Below are 18,803 nucleotides of genomic sequence, written 5' to 3' on the forward strand. Positions count from 1 at the left end.
AGCATGCGAGGCGGGCAACCGGGCGTCATGAGCCTGCGGTCCCGACCACGTCGGGACTTCTCGTCCCGTGACGACGGGACAGCCGGATGACACGATGCACCTCATGACGGACAGATCGGTCTGGCGGGCCGTCGTGGCGGGCGGCCTGCTCCTTGTTCTGGTCGTCGCCGCGCTGGCGGTGGAGCCCCGGCTGCGGGCGCTGGGCGTGACGGGGATCGTGGAGCGATTCGACGCCTTCCGCGCCGTCGCGGCGCTGTCGTTCGGGGTGCCCGGCCTGTTCGTGGTGTCGCAGCGGCCGGGGTTCCGGGTGGGCTGGGTGATGGTGTCCATCGGGGCGGCCCAGGCGCTGGGAGTCGCGCTGGGGGCGTACGGCCTGCTAGGCATCAACCTCGGCGTGCAGGGCGGGCGGCTGCCGGGCGACGACTGGGCGATGTGGGTGTCGAACTGGCTGTGGTTGCCCGCGTACCTGCTCGTGCCGACGGTCTTCCTGATGCTCTTCCCCGACGGGCGGCTGCCCTCGCGTCGCTGGCGGCCCGCGATGGCCGCGGCGCTCGTCGGGATCGTGATCGGCACGCTGGACTGGGCGCTGCGGCCGGTGACCTACGAGAACGTCCCCGGCCTCTTCCCGTCCGGGTACACGGGCGTGCTGTCCGATCTCCGCGGCCTTCCTGAGGCGCTGACCACGATCGGCACGGTGGGCACCGTCGCGGCGGTGGTCGCGGCGGTCGTCTCGCTGGCCGTCCGGTACCGGGCCTCGGGCGAGGAGGTCCGCAGGCGGCTGCAGTGGGTGCTGGCGGCGGCTTTGCTGACCGTGGGCCTGGCCGGGGTGGCGCTGGCCGGGCCGTGGGGGCCGGTCGTCCTCGCGCTGGCCGCCGTCCCGCTGCCGGTCGCGGTCTCGGTCGCGATCGTGGCGCACCGGCTGTGGGACCTGGACCCCCTGTTGTCGCGGGCGCTGGCGTTCGGTGCGCTCGCCGTGGCCCTGCTGGCCGCGTACGCGCTGGTCGCGTTCACGCTCGGCGGCGTCATCGGCGCGGGCGCGTCCGCGGTGATCGTGGCGCTCGTGGTGCACCCCTTGTACGTGCGGGTTCTGGCCGGCGCCAACCGCCTGGTCTACGGCGACCGGGAGGACCCGGCGCGGGCGCTGCGGCGGCTCGGCGCGCGGCTGTCCGACGCCGGCGCCCCGGGCGACCTGCTGGAGCGGATGGCCGCGGAGGTCGGCCGCGTACTGCGGATCCACTACGTGGCGGTTGAGGAGTCCGGCGCGGTGGTGGCGTCCTGGGGCCATCCCGGTGACGTGGTGGAGCGTGTGCCGCTGCTGCACCGGGGCGGGCCGGTCGGCACGCTGCTGCTGGGCGAGCGGCTCCGCGTCAAGGACGGGCCGCTGGTGGCGGAGCTGGCGCCGCACGTGGCGGTAGCCGTACACGCCCATCGGCTCGGCGCGGACCTGGAGCGGTCCCATGGACGGATGCTGGCGGCCCGGCAGGAGGAGCGCGACCGCCTGCTGTTCGAGCTCCACGACGGGCTCGGTCCCACCCTGGCCGGTCTCGCGCTCCAGACCGAGCGCAGCCGCCGGCTCGTGGACCGCGACCCGGAGGAGGCCAAGCAGGTGATGGAGGAGCTGTCCCGGCGCATCCGCGGCACCGTCGAGGACGTCCGCTCGATCGTCAACGACCTGCGCCCGCCGCCGCTGGACGACCTGGGGCTGGCCGGGGCGCTGACCGAGCTCGGCCGCGGCTTCGCCGGCGACCTCGCCGTCGAGGTGGAGGTCCCGCCCGACCTGCCCGCGCTGCCGCCGCCGGTCGAGCTGGCCGCCTATCGCATCGCCGCCGAGGCACTGACCAATGCCGTACGGCATGCCATGGCCTCCCGTTGCACGGTCACCCTGCGCGCCACGGATGCCCTGGAGTTACGGGTCGAGGACGACGGCGTCGGCGTCGGCGCGCCGGTACGCCACGGGTTCGGCCTGGCCTCGATGCGGCGCCGTTCGGAAGAGCTGAACGGCACGTTCGAGCTGCTCACCGGCGCCGGGGCGGGCACGCACCTGGTCGTCAGGCTGCCGCTGGCGGCGGCCTGATGATCAGAGTGATGGTGGTGGAGGACCACCCGGTGTTCGCCGAGGGCCTGGTCTCGCTCTTCCGCGACCTGCCGGAGGTGGAGGTCGTGGGAGTAGCCGGCACCGGCGAGGCCGCCGTCGACCTGGTCGAACAGGTGGCCCCGCAGGTGGTGCTGATGGACCTGCACCTGCCAGGCATCAGCGGGATCGAGGCCACCTCCCGGATCACCGAACGCCACCCCGAGGTGGCCGTGTTGGCCCTGACCATGCTCTCCGACGACGAGACGGTCCTGGCCGCGATCCGCGCCGGTGCCCGCGGCTACCTGCTGAAGGAGGCCAGCGGGGCGGACATCGTGCGGTCACTGGAGGCGGTGGCGACCGGGCAGGTGGTGTTCGGCGCCTCGACGGGCAGCCAGGTGCTGGCCGCCCTCTCCGCCCAGCCGGCCCGCCCGCGGCCGATACCAGAACTGACGGACCGCGAGATCGAGGTGCTCGAGCTCGTCGCGGCCGGGCTCAACAACCACGCGATCGCGCAGCGGCTGGTGCTGAGCGAGAAGACCGTCCGCAACCACGTGTCGAACATCTTCGCCAAGCTGCACGTCACCGACCGCTCCGCCGCCGTAGCCCGGGCCCGCGACGCCGGCCTCGGCCCCCGATGAGTCCCGCGGTGGCTGCCGCGCTCAGCCGGATCAGCTGCCCGCGGACGGCGAGGGCGGGGGATCGCCGCGCAGCTCATAGTCCGCGTCGACGACGGTGCACGGCTTGACCTCGCCTGTGATCAGCAGCCCTCGGAACTTCAGGTTCTGCCCCGGAATCTTGGGGCCGAAGCCGTTCTTTTCTGCGATCTCCATCACCAGGGTCTGATCGTTGCCGATGTACTGGGGGTGGATGGCGACCTTGCCGTCGCCGATCAGGTCGGCCACCTTGCTGTGAACGGACCGCACCCACTCCTTGGGCGACATGCCCATCTTGCCCTCGGCGAGTCGGCCCCTGTCAGCCTCGCAGGCCTTTCCGGGCTTGAGATAGGTGATGTCGGCGGGAATGCCCAGCTTGCCGAGGTCCTGCTCCAGCTTGTCGGCGTCCCTGAACTCCTTGATCTGCACGCTGATCGTGCCGTCGGTGTTCTTGGTCACCGCGTACGCCGGACTCTCCGTGCCGGTCAGCAGCGGTAGCGTGATCGCCCCCGCGGCGGCGATCGCCGCCACCGTAGCCACCACGGACATACGGCGAACACCACGGCGTCGGCGGTCCGTCCGCGCGGCGAATTCGACTTTCAGATCCATCAGCAACTGCTCCTCGAAACTCATGTGCCGGTTCCTTCCATGACGAAGGGCAGTTCCTGGAGAGTTCGGCGAGCGCGGTGCAGCCGTACCATGGCGGTCCCCGGCCTGATGCCCAGGACGCTCGCGGCTTCCGTGACCTTCAGCTGGTCGAGGACGACCACCGCTCAGCGAACCCTCCGGCGGTCAGGGGCTGGGCGGTGGGCCGGGGTCTCCGCTGGCCTTGGCGTCCTCCATCTCCACCCGTTGGAAACCCACCGTATACATGGCCAACCCCAGGGTCCCGGCAACCAGGATGGCCACTCCGGCGAGCATCATGATGTGCCAGAAACCGGCGACCACTCCGATGAAGCCGAGCCCGAGCGCCCCCTGACCCATCACGAGCACGAAGACGGACGTCGTCGCACGCCGCCGGTAGGTCTCCTGCCGATTCAGCACCATGAGGGCGGCCAGCAACGGGATAGCCAGGGAGAAGGCGATCACACAGATCTTGGCGGACAGATCAAGGGTGGCGATGTCCACCGTCAGGAACGGCTGGACCAGGACGACCCCGATGCCGATCAATCCGCCATACATCATGTTGTTCTGCCGGAGCTTCTCCTCCTGCTGGCCTTCCGCCCGTTTCACCCACCATGCCGATTGGGCGGCGGAGTGCTGCTCCCACAGCTCTTGCTCCTGCTGGTTCTCATCCATGGCGACCATTGTGCAGATGTCCCGGATGCACTTGTTAGGAACGGTCTCAGGCGCTCAATGCACGCCGGGGGCACCGGGGGCAAGCCGCTCACGGTCCACAACGTTCGCCGGGACTTCCGGAAGGTGCTCGACAGGGCGGGCTTGGTCGGTAGCGAGTGATCGCCGCGTGAGATGCGGCACAGTTTCGTGTCGATGCTGTCGGACTCGGGGGTTCCGATAGAAGACATCTACCGCCTGGTCGGCCACGCCAACACAGTGGTCACGGAGAACTTCCAGCTCCGGCCGGTGCTTCTCAAGGGAGCGGAGGCCATGGACGGCATCCTGCCGGTCACGCAGACGGCTTGGTCAAGCAGTTAGACGAGCACCCCCGCTGAATGATCTTCAGCGGGGGTGTAGAAGTGCTGGTGGAGCCTAGGAGATTCGAACTCCTGACCCCCTGCATGCAAGGCAGGTGCTCTGCCAACTGAGCTAAGGCCCCAATCACCGCCCCACAGCTTACCCGGCCGTGGCGGGTATCTGGTGCGTACCCAGGTCCTCCCTGAGGATCAGGTCGGGAAACTCGGTGATCGAGTCGAGGATATGCGTCGCGCCGCCGTTGAGGAGGCGCTCGCGACTGTGGGCGCCCGTGAGGACGCCGGCCACGATGGAGGCGCCCGCCCGGCGGCCCGTGAACATGTCGCTCTCGGCGTCGCCGATGACGGCGACCTGGCGCACGTCCTCGATCTGGAGCCGGAGCACCGCGTGCAGGACCATGTCGGGCCAGGGACGGCCGCGCCCGGCGGCGTCCTCGGGACACAGGGCGAGGTCGATCTTCTCGTCCCACCCGAGCACGCTGAGCACCCGGCTCAGGGTCGCACGGCTGAACCCGGTGATCACCGCGAGCTTGATCCCGGAGCCGCGCAGCTTGTCGAGCACTTCCACGACCCCGGGTATGGCTACGAGACCTGCCCGATCGAGCGCCCCCTCGTAAGCACGCTCGAACGTCAGGTTGGCCGCCTGGGCCTGGGCCTCGTTGCCGGGGAAGATCCCGCGGAAGACCTCGATCTTGGGGCAGCCCCGGGACCGGTGCACGTGAACCATGGCACGCGCATAGGCCCCGGTGCCCGGGACTATGCCCTGAGTGGCGATCGCCTCGGCGAACGCGCGTTCGACCGTGGCGATGTCACCGATCGTTGTGCCGGCGAGGTCCAGGCACGCCAGCTTGATGGTGCCGACGACGTCACTCATCGCCTCGCCAGGTCGGCTAGTTCTCGCTGCCGGTGGCCTCGGTCCAGAGGTCAAGCTCGGCGCGGTCGGCCTGCACCTTACGCCAGATCAGCAACCCCCCAAGGGCGATCAGCGCCAGAACGATCAGCTTCTTCATCGGTGTGACCCCACTTCTTCGACGGCCTCACCTGCCGGGGTGAGACCCAACGGTTGACAAGCAGCCTAGCAAGGGTTGGCGGTGGTCCCCGTGTTGCGCGCTATCCGGATATGTCGAATCTGCGGATAAGGCGCGTGTGGGACCAGTGTGTTGACAAACCCCTGGGGGGTATGAGAGCTTCTCGGCCGTCCCGCAGATACCTCTAGGGGGTATAGAGATGGAAACGTCAAGAAGGTGGTGGGCGCTGGTCGTGCTCGCCGCCGCCCAGTTCATGGTGATCATGGACACCTCGATCATCGGGGTGGCGCTCCCCGACATGCAGCGCGAGCTCGGTTTCACTCAGAGCGGACTGCAGTGGGTCTTCAACGCCTACGTGATCGCCTTCGGCGGCCTGCTGCTGCTCGGTGGACGGCTGTCCGACCTGATCGGCGCCCGCAGGGTGTTCAGCTCGGGATGGGTGATCCTCATCGCGGGCTCGGTGGTGGCCGCCGCCGCGAGCACCGCCTGGGTCGAGGTGCTCGGCCGCGCCGTACAGGGCGTGGGCGGCGCGCTCATCGCGCCCGCGGCGATGACGCTGCTCATGATGCTCTTCGGCGACAAGCCGAAGGAGCTGGGCAAGGCCATGTCGCTGTACGGCGCGGCCGCCCCGGCAGGAGGCACGGCGGGAGTCTTCCTCGGCGGCGTGATCACCGAATACCTGAGCTGGCCGTGGGTGTTCATCGTGTACATCCCCATCGGCGTGGCGACCTTGGCGGCCACCAGGCTCCTGCCCGCGGTGAAGGGCCGGCGCGGCTCGGTCGACGTGGTCGGTGCGATCTCCGTCACAGCGGGCCTGGCCCTGGCGGTGTACGCGATCGTGGCGGCCGACTGGATCGCCGGAATCGCCGGCGCGGCGCTGCTGCTGCTCTTCCTGATCGTGCAGCGCACCGTCAAGCAGCCGCTGATGCCGCTGTCGATCTGGCGCACCCCGGGCCTGGCCACCGCCAACCTGGCGATGGGCCTGCTCGGCGCGGCCTGGATCCCCATGTGGTACTTCCTGAACCTCTACCTCCAGCAGTCACTCCGCTTCGGCGCGTTCGCCAGCGGGGCGGCTCTGCTACCGATGACGGTGGCCGTTATGGTGTTCATGGTCGGCATCACGGCGCGGTTGCTGGCCAGATTCGGCGCCAAGCCGCTCATCGTGATCGGCCTGGCCGTGCTGGCCGCGGGCGTGCTGGGGTTGTCGTTCGCCAGGCCGGACGGAGCGTTCGTCAGTGACGTGCTGCCCGCCAGCCTGGTGGCCGCGATCGGGATGTCGCTGGCGTACATCCCGGCGATGATGTCGGCCATGTCCGGCGCCAAGCCGGAGGAAGCCGGGCTGGCCTCGGGGATCGTCAACACGGCCTACCAGGCGGGCTCCGCGCTCGGCCTGGCCGTGATGACGGCGCTCGCCGTGGCCCAGCAGCAGAGCGTGGCCTTCGCAGGCGCCGCGATCGTGGCCGTGGTGGGCGCGGTGGCGTCCCTCGTGCTGATCAGGCGGCCCGCCGTACAGGAAGAACAAGCCTTGAACGCATAGCACCGGAATACCCTAGGGGGGTACGGTGTTAGTATCGTCAGTAGAGCGAATTGAGGAGATGGACATGAGCACCGCCACCTACACCGTCAAGGGCATGACCTGCGGACACTGCGTCAGCTCGGTGAAGGAAGAGGTCAGTGAGGTCGTCGGCGTCACCTCCGTCGAGGTGGACCTGGCCAGCGGCAAGCTGACGGTTGGCAGTGACAGCCCGATCGACCAGGCGAGCATCAGCGCCGCGGTCGAGGAGGCGGGATACGAACTGGTGGCCACGGCATGAACACCGCGGCCAGGCTCGGGCTCTACGTGGCAGGTCTGGCCGTGGTCTTCGGTGGGGCGTTGGGGGTCGGCAGCGCAGTCGGCGACGTCGCCCCCGCGCCCACCGCGAGCCAGGCCGGCCACCAGTCGATGAACATGAGTACGACGAACAGCGATACCCCCGGGGGGCTCCAAGTGTCGCAGAGCGGCTACACCCTCAACCCGCTGACCGCCATCGCGGCGGGGCAGCCCACAGACTTCAAGTTCACCGTGACGGGTCCCGACGGCAAGCCGGTGACCGCCTATGAGGTGGAACACGATAAGAAGCTCCACTTCATCGTGGCTTCGCGAGACCTGACTCTGTTCCAGCACGTGCATCCGGAGATGACCCCCGACGGCGTCTGGTCGATCAAGCTGACGCTGCCCGAGGCGGGCGCCTACCGCGCCTTCGCCGACTTCACCCCCACCGGCGGGAGCGGGCTGACCCTCGGCGCCGACCTGCAGGTCGCGGGTGAATTCCAGCCCAAGCCCCTGCCCCAGGCCAGCCGTACGGCGAGCATCGACGGCTACAACGTGACCCTCGACGGGGACCTGGTTCCCGGCCAGGCGAGCAAGCTCACGCTGAAGGTCAGCAAGGACGGCGAGCCGGTCACGGACCTGCAGCCCTACCTCGGCGCCTACGGCCACCTGGTGGCGCTGCGCGCGGGCGATCTGGCCTACCTGCACGTCCACCCCGAGGAGAGCAAGGCGGCCGGCCCCGACATCACCTTCTACGCCGAGGTCCCCAGCCGCGGCGACTACCGGCTGTTCCTCGACTTCAAGCACGGCGACACGGTCCGCACCGCGGCCTTCACGGCACACGCCGACGGCACCGCCGCCGCGGAGACCGACAGCGCCGCCCCGCACGGCCACTGACCCGAGAAAGGAGAGGTGAGATGTCTTCCCTCACCGATGTCGAACTCTCGATCGGTGGCATGACGTGCGCATCCTGCGCCAACCGGATCGAGCGCAAGCTCAACAAGCTCGAGGGCGTGACGGCGACGGTCAACTACGCCACGGAGAAGGCGAAGGTCACCTTTCCCGAGGGCACCGACCCGCAGCAGCTGATCGCCACGGTCGAGTCGGCCGGATACACCGCGGCGCTGCCCCGGCCCGCGCAGCCGGAGGAAGCGGAGCCCCAGGACGAGCTCCGCCCCCTGCGCGACCGGCTGATCACCGCGGTGGTCCTGGCCGTGCCCGTGATCGCGATGGCGATGATCCCGCCGCTGCAGTTCACGAACTGGCAGTGGCTGTCGCTGACGCTGGCCGCCCCGGTGGTGGTCTACGCCGGCTGGCCGTTCCACCGGGCCGCCTGGACCAACCTGCGGCACGGCGCGGCGACCATGGACACGCTGATCTCCATCGGCACGCTGGCCGCCCTGGGCTGGTCGCTGTGGGCGCTGTTCTTCGGTACGGCGGGCACCCCCGGCATGACCCACCCGTTCGAGCTGTCGATCTCCCGCACCGACGGCTCGGGCAACATCTACCTGGAGGCCGCCGCGGGCGTGACGGCGTTCATCCTGGCCGGGCGGTACTTCGAGTCCCGCTCCAAGCGCCGGGCAGGCGCCGCCCTGCGGGCGCTGCTCGAGCTGGGCGCCAAGGACGTCGAGCTGGCCGACGGCCGCCGGGTCCCCACGGACCAGCTGAAGGCGGGCGACAGGTTCGTCGTCCGCCCCGGCGAGAAGATCGCCACGGACGGCGTGATCGAGGAGGGCACCTCGGCGGTCGACGCCTCGATGCTCACGGGCGAGTCCGTGCCCGTCGAGGTCAGCCCCGGCGACGCGGTGACGGGCGCGACGGTGAACGCGGGCGGCCGGCTCATCGTCCGGGCCACCCGGGTGGGCGCCGACACGCAGCTGGCCCAGATGGCCAAGCTGGTGGAAGAGGCACAGACCGGCAAGGCGCAGGTGCAACGGCTGGCCGACCGGATCTCCGGGGTGTTCGTGCCGATCGTGATCGCGCTCGCCGTGGGCACGCTGGGCTTCTGGCTCGGCACCGGCGGCGGCGCGGGGGCGGCCTTCACCGCGGCGGTAGCCGTACTGATCATCGCCTGCCCGTGCGCGCTGGGGCTGGCGACGCCGACGGCGCTGCTGGTGGGCACCGGCAGGGGCGCCCAGCTGGGCATCCTGATCAAGGGGCCCGAGGTGCTCGAGTCCACCCGCAAGGTCGACACGATCGTGCTGGACAAGACCGGCACGGTCACCGAGGGCAGGATGACGCTCACGGACGTGCACCTGGCCGACGGGGAGTCCAAGGAGGAGGTGCTGCGGCTGGCGGGGGCGCTGGAGCACGCTTCCGAGCACCCCATCGCGCAGGCCGTCGCCAAGGCGGCGAAGTCCGACGCCAAGGTGGAGGACTTCGCCAACGTCGAGGGCTTGGGCGTGCAGGGCATCGTCGACGGCCACGCCGTACTGGTGGGGCGTCCGCGGCTGCTGGAGGAGTGGTCGCAGCACCTTCCGGACAACCTGCGTGAGGCTCTCGAAAGCGAGCAGAACAAGGGCCGTACCGCGGTCGCAGTCGGCTGGGACGGCAAGGCCAGGGCGGTCCTCGTGGTCGCCGACGTGGTCAAGCCGACCAGCAAGGAGGCCATCCAGCAGCTGCGCGCCCTGGGCCTCACGCCGGTGCTGCTGACCGGTGACAACGAGGCGGTGGCCAGGACCGTCGCCGCCGAGGTCGGGATCGACGAGGTCATCGCCGAGGTGCTGCCCGCCGACAAGGTCGAGGCGGTCAAGAAGCTACAGGCGGAGGGCAAGGTCGTCGCGATGGTCGGCGACGGCGTCAACGACGCGGCCGCGCTCGCCCAGGCCGACCTGGGGTTGGCCATGGGCACGGGCACCGACGCGGCCATCGAGGCCTCCGACCTCACGCTGGTCCGCGGCGACCTGCGGGTGGCGGCCGACGCGCTGCGGCTGTCGCGCCGGACGCTGAAGACGATCAAGGGCAACCTGTTCTGGGCCTTCGCCTACAACGTGGCCGCCCTGCCGCTGGCCGCGCTCGGCCTGCTCAACCCGATGATCGCGGGAGCGGCGATGGCGTTCTCAAGCGTTTTCGTGGTGAGCAACAGCCTGCGGCTGCGGGCCTTCAAGTAGCCGGGTCCGCTCCGCCCATCTGACGGCCGGCGCCATGACGGCGCCGGCCGTCACGAATATCACGCCCACGATCAGCCAGCCGATCGCACCCCAGCCGATGACCAGAGTGGTCAGTACGGCGGGGCCGAGCATCCTGGCCACGGCCGGCGCGATCCCGAAGAACCCCTGGTACTGGCCCTGCTTGTCGGCCGGAGCGAGCCCGAACCCGATCTCCCACGAGCCCGACGAGAGCAGCATCTCGCCCGCCACCTGGAGCCCGCCCGCCACCAGCAGGAAGAGCCACGCCCACGATCCGAAACCGGACAGGGCGAACACCGCGCACGCGGCCAGCATGATCAATCCCGCCAGCCGTACGGACCTGGTCGCGTCGGCCAGCCCCTTCACCCGGCGCGCGACGCGCACCTGCAGCAGCAGGACGCTGACGGTGTTGAGCACGAGCAGCGCGGAGATCAGCCAGGTCGGCGCGGTGGTGCGCTGCGCGATCCACAGCGGCACGACCAGGCTCAGCAGCGGCATGTAGAGCAGCATCACGGTGTTGACCAGCGTCACCACCGCGTACGGTCTGTCCCTGAGTACGGCCAGCCGCGGGCCGTGGGTTCGCACGACGGGCGCGACGGCTGGCAGCCGGGACAGGACCAGTGCCGCGGCCAGGAAGCTGACGGCGTCCACCGCGAAGACCGCGAGATACGCCTCCCGGGTGCCCAGGTGCAGGGCGAGGCCGCCAAGGGCGGCGCCGATCGCGAGCCCGCCATTGCGGGTGGCCTGGAGGACCGCCCGGACTCCGGTGCGCTCCGCGGGCGCCACGAGCCCGGCGAGCAGCGCCTGGCGGGCCGCCGACTGGCCCGTCTGTGCCGTGCCGTACAGGCAGGCGGCCAGGACGAACAGTGCGAAGGACCTGACGAGCAGGAACGAGGCGACGCCGGCGGCGGTCGCGACCGCGAGGGTCACCGCGACGCCGCGCGGCCCGCGACGGTCGGCCAGGTGGCCGAGCGGCACCCCGGCGACCGCCCCGACGGCCCAGCCGAGCGTCAAGCCGACACCGATCTCGGTGGCCGACAGGCCCACGATCCTGGCGAAGTACAGCGCGGAGGTGACCAGGAAGGCGCCGTCACCGATCGAGTTGGCCAGCTCCGCGAACGTCAGGTTCCTTCGCGTGGTCACTTGTACGACTCGGGGGTCATCCGGGTGGGTACGGCGATCCTGTTCCAGGCGTTGATCGTGGCGATGGCCACGATCAGCGTCGCGAGCTCCTGCTCGGAGAAGTGCTCGGCCGCCCGGTCCCACACCTCGTCCGTCACGTCGTCGGTGGTCAGTTTGGTGGCGGCCTCCGTCAGGGCCAGCGCGGCCCGCTCCTTGTCGGTGAAGAAGGGTGCCTCCTGCCAGACCGTCAGCGCGTGCAACCTGTTGTCGGCCTCGCCGGCGTCCTTCAGGTCGGTGCTGTGCATGTCCACGCAGTACACACAGCCGTTCAGCTGGCTGGCGCGCAGCCGCACCAGGTCGAGCAAACCCTTGGGCAGGGTGCTCTGGGTCGCGAAGCGGTCCAGTGCGGCCATGGCGCGGTATGCCTCGGGGACGAGCTTTCCGATTTCCATTCGCTGAGTCATGACGCCAGGCTATGGGCTGATTTGTCATATGGTAAGCGCCAATTCCTGACAATATGATTGGGCCAAGATGGACGTTCACGTGAGCCTCGAGGGGCGCGGCGACCTGGCGGCTCAAATCTACCGGCAGCTGCTCGACGCGATCCTGGACGGGCGGCTGCGCTCCGGTGATCGGCTACCGCCGACCAGGGAGCTGGCCGCGCGGCTCGACGTGTCGCGCAACACCGTCGGCGTGGCCTACGACCGGCTGGTGGCCGACGGGTTCCTGGTGGGGCGGGCCGGGGCGGGGACCTTCGTGGCAGCCTCGCCGGTGCGGGGGCGCTCGGCGCCCCGGGGCGTGGTGGAGCCGCGGGCGGTCTGGCGGTCGATCCCGGTGGACACGGGGCAGGAGCCCACTGCCTACGACTTCCGGGTGGGGACGCCTGATCCCGCGCTGTTCCCGATCGCGGCCTGGCGGCGGCTGGTGGCTCGGGAGCTGCGGGTGGGCTCAGTCGGCTACGCGGATCCCTCCGGATTTTTGCCGCTACGAGAGGCGATCGCACGACATATCGGGATAAGTCGGTCGGTACGTGCGGGGGCGGATGATGTGATCATCACGCACGGGGCGCAGCAGGCGCTGGACCTGGTCGGACGGGTCCTGATCGAGCCCGGCGCCACGGTCGCGGTCGAGGAGCCCGGTTACCCGCCCGCCCGCCGCCTGTTCCAGTCGCTCGGCGCCCGCGTGGCAGGGGTACCCGTCGACGCCGAGGGCATCGACGTCTCGGCCATCCCGCGAGCCGCCCGGCTGGTCTACGTCACGCCGTCGCACCAGTTCCCGCTCGGCACGCCGATGTCGCTGGCCCGCCGCGCGGCGCTGCTCGCCTGGGCGGAGCGGCGGCGGGCGGCGGTGATCGAGGACGACTACGACTCCGAGTTCCGCTTCGCCGAGCGGCCGCTCGAGCCGCTGCAGAGCCTCGACCGGGCGGGGCGCGTCATCTACGTCGGCTCGTTCTCCAAGACGCTGCTGCCGATGCTGCGGCTCGGCTTCCTGATCGCGCCAGCGTCGCTGCGCCCGGCCCTGCGCGCGGCCAAGCAGGTCACCGACTGGCACGGGGACGTGCCCACGCAGGCGGCGCTGGCCCGCTTCATCGACGAGGGCCTGCTGGCCCGCCACATCAGGAAGGCAGGCCGCGAATACGCCGCCCGCCACGCCCTCATCGCCGAGACCCTCGCCCGCGACCCTCGCCTCGACCTCGTCCCCTCGGCCGCCGGCCTGCACCTCTGCGCCCGCCTGTCTCCCGGCTTCTCGGTACGGCCGGCCGCCGGCCTGGCCATCGAGCTCCTCGAGTCGTACTCCGGCGAATCACCACCCCAGCACGGCGTGGTCCTCGGCTACGGCGCCATCCCCCTACCCCGCATCCCCACCGGCCTCTCCCTCCTGGCGGCCTCGATCGCTGAGGAGCAGTGAAAACGGGCCAACCGCGCCAACAGGCGGTATGCGGCGCAGGTCCTTGAGGGAGGCGTCGGAGCGGTCGATCCCGCTGCCGAGGAGGCGGTTGAGCGGCGGTTGGGGGTCAAGCGGTCGAAGCGGTGGAAGAAGTAGTCCGACGCGCCACTGGGTTCGACGGTCCTGGAGGCGCTGGCGTGGCGGGCTGGGCGGGGATCGTAGGATGCGAGGGCTATGACCCGACTCGACCTGGCGGCATTACGGAATCCGGGGTTTCGGGTGCTCGGGTTGAGCCAGGTGGTGTCCGTCGCGGGGGACCAGGTGCTGACCGTGGCCGCGACGATCGCCGTGCTCGATTCCGGGGGCGATGCGACGGCGCTCGGCGTGGTGCTGGCCTGCCGAGGTGTAGGGCTGGTGCTGTTCCTGCTGGTCGGGGGCGTGTGGGGCGACCGGGTGCCGCGGCGCGGGGTGCTGGTCGTCGCGTATCTCGTCCAGGCGGCCGGCGTGGGGGTCCTGGTGGTGGCGCCCCGGGTGTGGGTGCTGGGGGCCGTGATCTTCCTGGCGGGAGTGCTGGAGGCGTTCATCAGACCCGCCTTCAACGCCGTGCTCGGGGCGGTGCTCCGCGAGGACGAGCGGGTTTCCGGGCGGGCGCTGGTCAGCATCGCCATCAGGACCGCGATCATCGCGGGGCCGGGGCTGCGTACCGCCGATGCTGGTGCGGATCGAGGGGATGAAGCAATGGTGAGCCGGGGGACGGCGCTGGAGGCGATCGCGCGGCGGCCGGCGGACTTCCTGCGTTCCGCCTGGCCGTGGCGGTCGCTGGCGTACCTGCTTGCCAGCGTGGTGCCGGGCGTGTGCGCCGTGGCGGCAGGGATGCTCGGGGCGGCGACGATCGTGGTGGTCGGGATCGTGGCGGGAGCGCTGGCCGTACCGCTGATGGGGCGGTTCGAGCGGTGGCGGCTGCGGCTGGTGGACGATCGGGCGGTCGCCGCGTCCGGCACGAGGGAGCTGGGGCTGGGCGCGCTGGCGCTGCTGGTGCTGTGGTGGATCGACCTGGTGCTGGTGGGCTTCGCGATCGGCGGGCCCGTGGTGCTGATGCTGTCGCCGGTCGTGCAGCCCGATCCCGGGCCGGGAGCGGCGGGGTCGGTGATGGGGGTCCTGCTGCTGCCCGTGGCGGTGTACACGATCACGGCGTGGGCGGGCGCGCGCGGCGTGGTGACCAGGTCGATCCTGGCGCCGCGCGACTCGGAGCTGGAGGAGGTGCTGCGCTCGCGGGCGCGCCTGGTGGACGCCTACGAGCTGGAGCGGCGCAGGATCGAGCGGGACCTGCACGACGGGGCGCAACAGCGGCTGGTCGCGCTGAGCATGAAACTCGGCATGGCCAGGCTGGACCTGCCCGATCAGGAGCTCGTGGCCGAGGCGCAGGAGGAGGCCAGGCTGGCGCTCACCGAGCTGCGCGAGCTCATCAGGGGCGTCCACTCGCGGGTACTGACCGACCGCGGGCTGCCGGCCGCGATCAGGGACCTGGCCGGACGCTCTGCTGTGCCGGTCGACGTCGAGGTCGCCATCCCGGAAAGGCCGAGCCAGGAGGTCGAGGTGGCCGCCTACTACGTCGTCAGCGAGGCGCTGGCCAACGTGGCCAAACACAGCGGGGCAACAAAAGCCGAAATAATCGGACATGTGGCCAAGGGCTGGTTGGTGCTGGAGGTCCGCGACGACGGCAGAGGAGGCGCTGTCCCCGGAGGAGGGTTGACCGGGCTGGCCGACCGCGTGTCGGTGGTGGACGGCAGACTGTCACTGTCCAGCCCGACGGGCGGCCCGACCCTGCTGCGAGTGGAGATTCCGTGCGCGTAGTGATCGCCGAGGACGCGGTCCTGCTGAGAGAGGGCCTGTCCGGCCTGCTCGAACGCTTCGGGCACACCGTGGTCGCCGCGGTGGGCGACGCCCCGTCCCTGGTCGCGGTCGTGACCGAGCACCGGCCCGACGTGGTGGTGACCGACGTGCGGATGCCGCCGGACTTCACCGACGAGGGGCTGCGGGCGGCCGTCGAGCTGCGCAGGGACCAGCCGGGGCTGGCGGTGCTGGTGCTCAGCCAGTACGTCGAGCAGACCTATGCCACCGAGCTCATCGACTCGGGCACGGGCGCCGGAGTCGGATACCTGCTCAAGGACCGGGTCGGCGACGTCAAGGAGTTCGTGGACGCGCTCGAACGGGTGGCGGCGGGCGGCACGGTGGTCGACCCCGAGGTGGTCCGCCAGCTGCTGCGCCGCCGCCGTGACCCGCTGCAGCGGCTCACCCCGAGGGAGCTCGAGGTGCTCGGGCTGATCGCCGAGGGGCTGTCCAACGGCTCGATCGCCCGCCGGCTCGTCGTCACCGAGGCGGCCGTGGCCAAGCACATCGCCGGCATCTTCACCAAGCTCGACCTGCCTCCCACCGCCGACGGCCACCGCAGGGTGCTCGCCGTACTGACCTATCTCGAGGAGTGACCCCCGGATGAACGAGCCCTGGCAGGAGATCGGCGACGGCGTCTACGTCAGGCGCCACCAGTCCCTGGACATGAACGTCGGCCTGGTCGTGGGGGAGGGTCACTGCCTGGTCCTCGACACCCGCATGTCCTACCAGGAGGCCGAGGACCTGATCGAGGCGATCAGGAGGATCACCCCGAGTCCCTGGACGGTCGTCAACAGCCACTCCCACTTCGACCACTACTTCGGCAACGCGCTGTTCCGCGGCGCGGAGATCTGGGGTCACATCCGCTGCGCCGAGGAGATCGAGCAGACCGGCGAGGAGCAGCGCGCCAAGCTGGTCGGCGAGTATCCCGAGGTGGCCGAGGTGGAGATCGTGGCGCCCGACCAGACCTTCGCCGACCGGGCCACGCTGGACATCGGCGGCCGTGCCGTACACCTGCGCCATCTGGGGCTCGGCCACAGCAGCAACGACATCGTGGTGGAGGTGCCCGACGCGGGCGTGCTGTTCGCCGGCGACCTGGTCGAGGAGGGGGCGCCGCCGGCCTTCGGCGACTCCTACCCGCTCGACTGGCCGGGCACGATCGCCACCATGCTCGCCGAGCACCCCGACCCGGTGATCGTGCCTGGGCACGGCGCCGTGGTCGACCGCGCCTTCGTGGCCACCCAGCAGCAGGAGCTGGCCGTGGTGGCGGAGCTGGCCAGGCGGGCGCACGTCGAGGGACTGCGCGACCTCATCGGCGCCTTCCCCTATCCGGAAGAGGTCGTACGGCAGGCCCTGGAGCGGGCCTTCCGGCAGCTCGACTGACGACGTATAGTGCATATTGCAATATGGGAGGTGGCAACATGGCGCGACGCCATGACTTGGTCGGCCTGACCGTGCTGGCCCTGCTCACGGTGCGCGCCAGCCACCCCTACGAGCTGCACCGGTTCATCGTCGACACGCACAAGGACTACATCACCGGCCTGCCGCGCAGCCTCTACCACGCGGTCGAGCGGCTGGCCAGGGACGAGCTCGTCGTCCCCGTGGAGACGCACCGGGAAGGCAGGAGGCCGGAACGGACCGTCTACGAGATCACCGAGGAGGGCCGCGGGGAGCTGGTCACCCAGCTGAGAAGGCTGATCGAGCAGCCCGATCCCGACCGGCGCACGTTCGTGGCGGCGGTCTCGCTGATCGGGTGCCTGACGCCGTCCGAGGCGGCACGCGCCCTGCGGACCAGGGCGGCCACGATCCAGGGCACGCTGGCGGGCATCGACGCGCACATCCGCGCCGTGGCCGACAGCGGGCTTCCCGAGATCCTCATGCTCGAGACCGAGTACGAGCGCCGGCTGCACCAGGCCGACCTGGACTGGGCACGCGAGGTGATCGTGCGGATCGAGAAGGGTGAGCTCGACTGGTCCGGCACCGTCAAGGCCGACCTGCTCAGCTGAGAAAGGCCGCCGAGGTGCGCCAACACCCCGGCGGCCGGAAATCCGAACAAGGCGCCTGCCCTGTACAGGACTCGCAGTCTCAGGATAGGCGCCGCGACAACAGGAGCTGTGCCATGTCCGAAGAGATCGTCAAACTGCTCGTACGGCTGGGCGAGACATGAAGAAGCTGCTGGCCGAGGTGTCAGGCGTGATCGAGGCGTCCGTCGACAAGGTGTGGCCCGAGGTGCTGGCCGACGTGGGCAGCGCCTGGGCGGCACACCCGTCGCCCAAGCGGGAGGACGGCCACCACTCGGTCGCCTTCCAGGGCGGCTGGTGGTACCGCGGCGAGTGGTCGGCGACCGCCCACCCGCGCGGCACGCTGGTCGTCCACCGGGTCTACAACGTCGCCGAGCAACTGCGCTGGGGAGTCCCGCTGGCCAACCGCTTCTTCGTGGGCCTGGAGGCCAAGACACGGGACGGGTTCAAGGCGGGGATCACCCGCATTGGGGCGAAATTGGGGTGTTCCGCGAGGCTCGCCTAGGCTTGCGAGCCGTGAGCCTGCAGTGGGGAACGCTGACCAAGGACGATGCCGTACCGCTGGCCGAGCTCTGGGCCGCCATGGAGGCCGAAGACGGCTCCGGCGAGCGGTACGGAGTCGAGGACGTCGCGCAGCAGCTGGCCAACCCGCTGCTCGACCTGCCTGGCGGAACCCTTGCGGCCAGGCAGGGCGGGAGCCTGGTGGCCTTCGCCATGCTGCCGAGCAGGCGCGAGTACATCCAGCTCTGGGGCGGCGTCCACCCCGCACACCGCGGCCAGGGGTACGGCAGGCGGCTGCTGGACTGGGGCTACCGGACGGCCCGCGCGATGGGCGTGGCCGAGGAGCTGCACCTGTCGATCGGCGAGGCGAACCAGGCGGCCAGGAAGACTGGCCGACGGCCGTCCCGTCGGGGTCGTGATGACCCACGAGCGCGAGGGCCAGGCCTGGATCCAGATCGTCGGCACGCTCGCCGACTGGCGCGGCAAGGGCGTGGCGGGCGGCCTGCTCGCACACGCCATGTCCGCCTTCAAGGCCCAGGGGTACGGCACGGCGGGGCTGGGCGTGGACACGCACAACCCCACCGGAGCCCTGAGCGTCTATCGCCGAGCCGGCTTCGAGGTCGTCAGACGGCGCGCGACATACGCGCGGGAGCTCACGCCAGCCTGATGTTCCCCTTGGAGATCTTGATCCGCCGGACGGCGAGCGCCCGCTGGGCCGGGCCGCGGACCACGTGACCCGTCACGGCGCTGTACTGGCTACCGTGGCACGGGCAGGTGATCGTGTTGTGGCTGATGGTCGCGACCGTGCATCCCTGATGGGTGCACTTGGAGCTGAAACACTTGAAGACACCCTTCTTCGGGTGTGTGATCACGACGCTGCCGACGACCTTCCCGCCGCCGACGCGGATGTCCTTGGTCCTGGCGAGCACCGGCTTGGCGGATTCCGCTTCCGCCTCGGCCGGCTTGGGCCACAGGAAAACGGCTCCTGCGCCCAGTAATCCGCCTCGGCTGATCAGTGCACGGCGTGTGAGCATGAT

22 protein-coding genes, 1 tRNA gene and 1 pseudogene are annotated in these 18,803 nt (G+C 70.5%); 15 read left to right on the forward strand and 9 right to left on the reverse strand.

What is annotated here, in order from left to right; translation table 11 throughout:
* Window positions 1-103 precede the first annotated feature (103 nt).
* A complete protein-coding gene (locus tag ACIBHX_RS42085; RefSeq protein WP_397073305.1) occupies window positions 104-2,074 on the forward strand; it encodes a sensor histidine kinase in 1,971 nt (656 codons plus the stop codon).
* The gene (locus tag ACIBHX_RS42090) at window positions 2,074-2,712 is read left to right on the forward strand and encodes a response regulator (protein ID WP_397073307.1); all 639 of its coding nucleotides are present in this window, start codon (window positions 2,074-2,076) and stop codon (window positions 2,710-2,712) included. The genes ACIBHX_RS42085 and ACIBHX_RS42090 overlap by 1 nt, the downstream gene beginning before the upstream one ends.
* A gap of 30 nt (window positions 2,713-2,742) precedes the next feature.
* On the opposite strand, the gene ACIBHX_RS42095 is transcribed toward ACIBHX_RS42090, so the two are convergent.
* The 3 genes from ACIBHX_RS42095 to ACIBHX_RS42105 are packed head-to-tail and all read right to left on the reverse strand — an operon-like array spanning window position 2,743 to window position 4,026.
* Window positions 2,743-3,360, reverse strand: a complete 618-nt coding sequence (locus ACIBHX_RS42095; RefSeq protein WP_397073309.1) for a hypothetical protein — start codon at window positions 3,358-3,360, stop codon at window positions 2,743-2,745.
* Entirely contained in the window at window positions 3,357-3,497 is a 141-nt protein-coding gene (locus tag ACIBHX_RS42100) for an RNA polymerase sigma factor (RefSeq protein ID WP_397073311.1), read from the reverse strand. Before ACIBHX_RS42100 ends, ACIBHX_RS42095 begins: the two co-directional genes overlap by 4 nt.
* Before the next feature lie 22 nt (window positions 3,498-3,519).
* Window positions 3,520-4,026: a hypothetical protein gene (locus tag ACIBHX_RS42105; protein WP_397073313.1), complete on the reverse strand. Its 507-nt coding sequence runs from the start codon at window positions 4,024-4,026 to the stop codon at window positions 3,520-3,522.
* Between the two features lie 171 nt (window positions 4,027-4,197).
* Between ACIBHX_RS42105 and ACIBHX_RS42110 the strand changes: the two genes are divergently transcribed.
* The gene (locus ACIBHX_RS42110; protein WP_397073314.1) at window positions 4,198-4,383 is read left to right on the forward strand and encodes a hypothetical protein; all 186 of its coding nucleotides are present in this window, start codon (window positions 4,198-4,200) and stop codon (window positions 4,381-4,383) included.
* Between the two features lie 45 nt (window positions 4,384-4,428).
* Here the strand turns inward: ACIBHX_RS42110 and ACIBHX_RS42115 are convergent.
* The 3 genes from ACIBHX_RS42115 to ACIBHX_RS42125 all read right to left on the reverse strand — a co-directional run bounded on the left by ACIBHX_RS42115 (window position 4,429) and on the right by ACIBHX_RS42125 (window position 5,389).
* A tRNA-Ala gene (locus tag ACIBHX_RS42115) sits at window positions 4,429-4,504 on the reverse strand.
* Window positions 4,505-4,521: 17 nt separating this feature from the next.
* The gene (locus ACIBHX_RS42120) at window positions 4,522-5,253 is read right to left on the reverse strand and encodes an HAD-IA family hydrolase (RefSeq protein WP_397073316.1); all 732 of its coding nucleotides are present in this window, start codon (window positions 5,251-5,253) and stop codon (window positions 4,522-4,524) included.
* A gap of 16 nt (window positions 5,254-5,269) precedes the next feature.
* Window positions 5,270-5,389 (reverse strand): DLW-39 family protein, encoded by a 120-nt coding sequence (locus ACIBHX_RS42125; RefSeq protein WP_214319204.1) that lies wholly within the window; start codon window positions 5,387-5,389, stop codon window positions 5,270-5,272.
* 217 nt (window positions 5,390-5,606) lie between these two features.
* On the opposite strand from ACIBHX_RS42125, the gene ACIBHX_RS42130 reads away from it, so the two are divergent.
* From ACIBHX_RS42130 to ACIBHX_RS42145, 4 genes are all read left to right on the forward strand, one after another.
* Entirely contained in the window at window positions 5,607-6,944 is a 1,338-nt protein-coding gene (locus ACIBHX_RS42130; RefSeq protein WP_397073317.1) for an MFS transporter, read from the forward strand.
* 64 nt (window positions 6,945-7,008) lie between these two features.
* The gene (locus tag ACIBHX_RS42135; protein WP_397073319.1) at window positions 7,009-7,221 is read left to right on the forward strand and encodes a heavy-metal-associated domain-containing protein; all 213 of its coding nucleotides are present in this window, start codon (window positions 7,009-7,011) and stop codon (window positions 7,219-7,221) included.
* Entirely contained in the window at window positions 7,218-8,114 is an 897-nt protein-coding gene (locus tag ACIBHX_RS42140) for a hypothetical protein (protein WP_397073320.1), read from the forward strand. Before ACIBHX_RS42135 ends, ACIBHX_RS42140 begins: the two co-directional genes overlap by 4 nt.
* 20 nt (window positions 8,115-8,134) lie before the next feature.
* Window positions 8,135-10,327: a heavy metal translocating P-type ATPase gene (locus ACIBHX_RS42145; RefSeq protein WP_397073322.1), complete on the forward strand. Its 2,193-nt coding sequence runs from the start codon at window positions 8,135-8,137 to the stop codon at window positions 10,325-10,327.
* Here the strand turns inward: ACIBHX_RS42145 and ACIBHX_RS42150 are convergent.
* Both ACIBHX_RS42150 and ACIBHX_RS42155 read right to left on the reverse strand, forming a co-directional pair.
* Window positions 10,277-11,488: an MFS transporter gene (locus ACIBHX_RS42150; protein ID WP_397073323.1), complete on the reverse strand. Its 1,212-nt coding sequence runs from the start codon at window positions 11,486-11,488 to the stop codon at window positions 10,277-10,279. The two genes, ACIBHX_RS42145 and ACIBHX_RS42150, sit on opposite strands and share 51 nt — an antisense overlap.
* A complete protein-coding gene (locus tag ACIBHX_RS42155) occupies window positions 11,485-11,931 on the reverse strand; it encodes a carboxymuconolactone decarboxylase family protein (protein ID WP_397073325.1) in 447 nt (148 codons plus the stop codon). Before ACIBHX_RS42155 ends, ACIBHX_RS42150 begins: the two co-directional genes overlap by 4 nt.
* A 67-nt stretch (window positions 11,932-11,998) precedes the next feature.
* Between ACIBHX_RS42155 and ACIBHX_RS42160 the strand changes: the two genes are divergently transcribed.
* From ACIBHX_RS42160 to ACIBHX_RS42195, 8 genes and pseudogenes are all read left to right on the forward strand, one after another.
* Entirely contained in the window at window positions 11,999-13,375 is a 1,377-nt protein-coding gene (locus ACIBHX_RS42160; protein WP_397073327.1) for a PLP-dependent aminotransferase family protein, read from the forward strand.
* 213 nt (window positions 13,376-13,588) lie between these two features.
* Window positions 13,589-15,208, forward strand: a complete 1,620-nt coding sequence (locus ACIBHX_RS42165; RefSeq protein ID WP_397073328.1) for a sensor histidine kinase — start codon at window positions 13,589-13,591, stop codon at window positions 15,206-15,208.
* A complete protein-coding gene (locus ACIBHX_RS42170; protein ID WP_397073330.1) occupies window positions 15,199-15,840 on the forward strand; it encodes a response regulator in 642 nt (213 codons plus the stop codon). Before ACIBHX_RS42165 ends, ACIBHX_RS42170 begins: the two co-directional genes overlap by 10 nt.
* Window positions 15,841-15,847: 7 nt before the next feature.
* Window positions 15,848-16,627: an MBL fold metallo-hydrolase gene (locus ACIBHX_RS42175; RefSeq protein ID WP_397073331.1), complete on the forward strand. Its 780-nt coding sequence runs from the start codon at window positions 15,848-15,850 to the stop codon at window positions 16,625-16,627.
* A gap of 38 nt (window positions 16,628-16,665) precedes the next feature.
* Window positions 16,666-17,250, forward strand: coding sequence for a PadR family transcriptional regulator (locus ACIBHX_RS42180; RefSeq protein ID WP_397073333.1), 585 nt, complete (start codon window positions 16,666-16,668; stop codon window positions 17,248-17,250).
* 157 nt (window positions 17,251-17,407) lie between these two features.
* Window positions 17,408-17,770, forward strand: a complete 363-nt coding sequence (locus tag ACIBHX_RS42185; RefSeq protein ID WP_397073334.1) for a hypothetical protein — start codon at window positions 17,408-17,410, stop codon at window positions 17,768-17,770.
* A 77-nt stretch (window positions 17,771-17,847) separates the two neighbouring features.
* A pseudogene (locus tag ACIBHX_RS42190) lies at window positions 17,848-18,093 on the forward strand (GNAT family N-acetyltransferase); the annotation flags it as partial.
* Window positions 18,094-18,154: 61 nt separating this feature from the next.
* The gene (locus tag ACIBHX_RS42195) at window positions 18,155-18,433 is read left to right on the forward strand and encodes a GNAT family N-acetyltransferase (protein ID WP_397073496.1); all 279 of its coding nucleotides are present in this window, start codon (window positions 18,155-18,157) and stop codon (window positions 18,431-18,433) included.
* Here ACIBHX_RS42195 and ACIBHX_RS42200 read toward each other — a convergent pair.
* A complete protein-coding gene (locus ACIBHX_RS42200; RefSeq protein WP_397073335.1) occupies window positions 18,420-18,800 on the reverse strand; it encodes a Rieske (2Fe-2S) protein in 381 nt (126 codons plus the stop codon). The two genes, ACIBHX_RS42195 and ACIBHX_RS42200, sit on opposite strands and share 14 nt — an antisense overlap.
* Window positions 18,801-18,803 lie beyond the last annotated feature (3 nt).

Origin of the sequence: Nonomuraea sp. NPDC050536 (genome assembly GCF_044457685.1) — a bacterium.
Taxonomy (GTDB): domain Bacteria; phylum Actinomycetota; class Actinomycetes; order Streptosporangiales; family Streptosporangiaceae; genus Nonomuraea.

Excerpts from the sequence above, each read along its gene's own strand:
- ACIBHX_RS42160 (WP_397073327.1), top strand. The coding sequence starts at position 11,999 with ATGGACGTTCACGTGAGCCTCGAGGGGCGCGGCGACCTGGCGGCTCAA.
- ACIBHX_RS42140 (WP_397073320.1), top strand. The coding sequence starts at position 7,218 with ATGAACACCGCGGCCAGGCTCGGGCTCTACGTGGCAGGTCTGGCCGTG.
- ACIBHX_RS42185 (WP_397073334.1), top strand. The coding sequence starts at position 17,408 with ATGAAGAAGCTGCTGGCCGAGGTGTCAGGCGTGATCGAGGCGTCCGTC.
- ACIBHX_RS42105 (WP_397073313.1), bottom strand. The coding sequence starts at position 4,026 with ATGGATGAGAACCAGCAGGAGCAAGAGCTGTGGGAGCAGCACTCCGCC.
- ACIBHX_RS42125 (WP_214319204.1), bottom strand. The coding sequence starts at position 5,389 with ATGAAGAAGCTGATCGTTCTGGCGCTGATCGCCCTTGGGGGGTTGCTG.
- ACIBHX_RS42095 (WP_397073309.1), bottom strand. The coding sequence starts at position 3,360 with ATGAGTTTCGAGGAGCAGTTGCTGATGGATCTGAAAGTCGAATTCGCC.
- ACIBHX_RS42200 (WP_397073335.1), bottom strand. The coding sequence starts at position 18,800 with ATGCTCACACGCCGTGCACTGATCAGCCGAGGCGGATTACTGGGCGCA.
- ACIBHX_RS42155 (WP_397073325.1), bottom strand. The coding sequence starts at position 11,931 with ATGACTCAGCGAATGGAAATCGGAAAGCTCGTCCCCGAGGCATACCGC.
- ACIBHX_RS42090 (WP_397073307.1), top strand. The coding sequence starts at position 2,074 with ATGATCAGAGTGATGGTGGTGGAGGACCACCCGGTGTTCGCCGAGGGC.
- ACIBHX_RS42165 (WP_397073328.1), top strand. The coding sequence starts at position 13,589 with ATGACCCGACTCGACCTGGCGGCATTACGGAATCCGGGGTTTCGGGTG.
- ACIBHX_RS42120 (WP_397073316.1), bottom strand. The coding sequence starts at position 5,253 with ATGAGTGACGTCGTCGGCACCATCAAGCTGGCGTGCCTGGACCTCGCC.
- ACIBHX_RS42130 (WP_397073317.1), top strand. The coding sequence starts at position 5,607 with ATGGAAACGTCAAGAAGGTGGTGGGCGCTGGTCGTGCTCGCCGCCGCC.
- ACIBHX_RS42135 (WP_397073319.1), top strand. The coding sequence starts at position 7,009 with ATGAGCACCGCCACCTACACCGTCAAGGGCATGACCTGCGGACACTGC.
- ACIBHX_RS42175 (WP_397073331.1), top strand. The coding sequence starts at position 15,848 with ATGAACGAGCCCTGGCAGGAGATCGGCGACGGCGTCTACGTCAGGCGC.
- ACIBHX_RS42145 (WP_397073322.1), top strand. The coding sequence starts at position 8,135 with ATGTCTTCCCTCACCGATGTCGAACTCTCGATCGGTGGCATGACGTGC.
- ACIBHX_RS42110 (WP_397073314.1), top strand. The coding sequence starts at position 4,198 with ATGCGGCACAGTTTCGTGTCGATGCTGTCGGACTCGGGGGTTCCGATA.
- ACIBHX_RS42085 (WP_397073305.1), top strand. The coding sequence starts at position 104 with ATGACGGACAGATCGGTCTGGCGGGCCGTCGTGGCGGGCGGCCTGCTC.
- ACIBHX_RS42180 (WP_397073333.1), top strand. The coding sequence starts at position 16,666 with ATGGCGCGACGCCATGACTTGGTCGGCCTGACCGTGCTGGCCCTGCTC.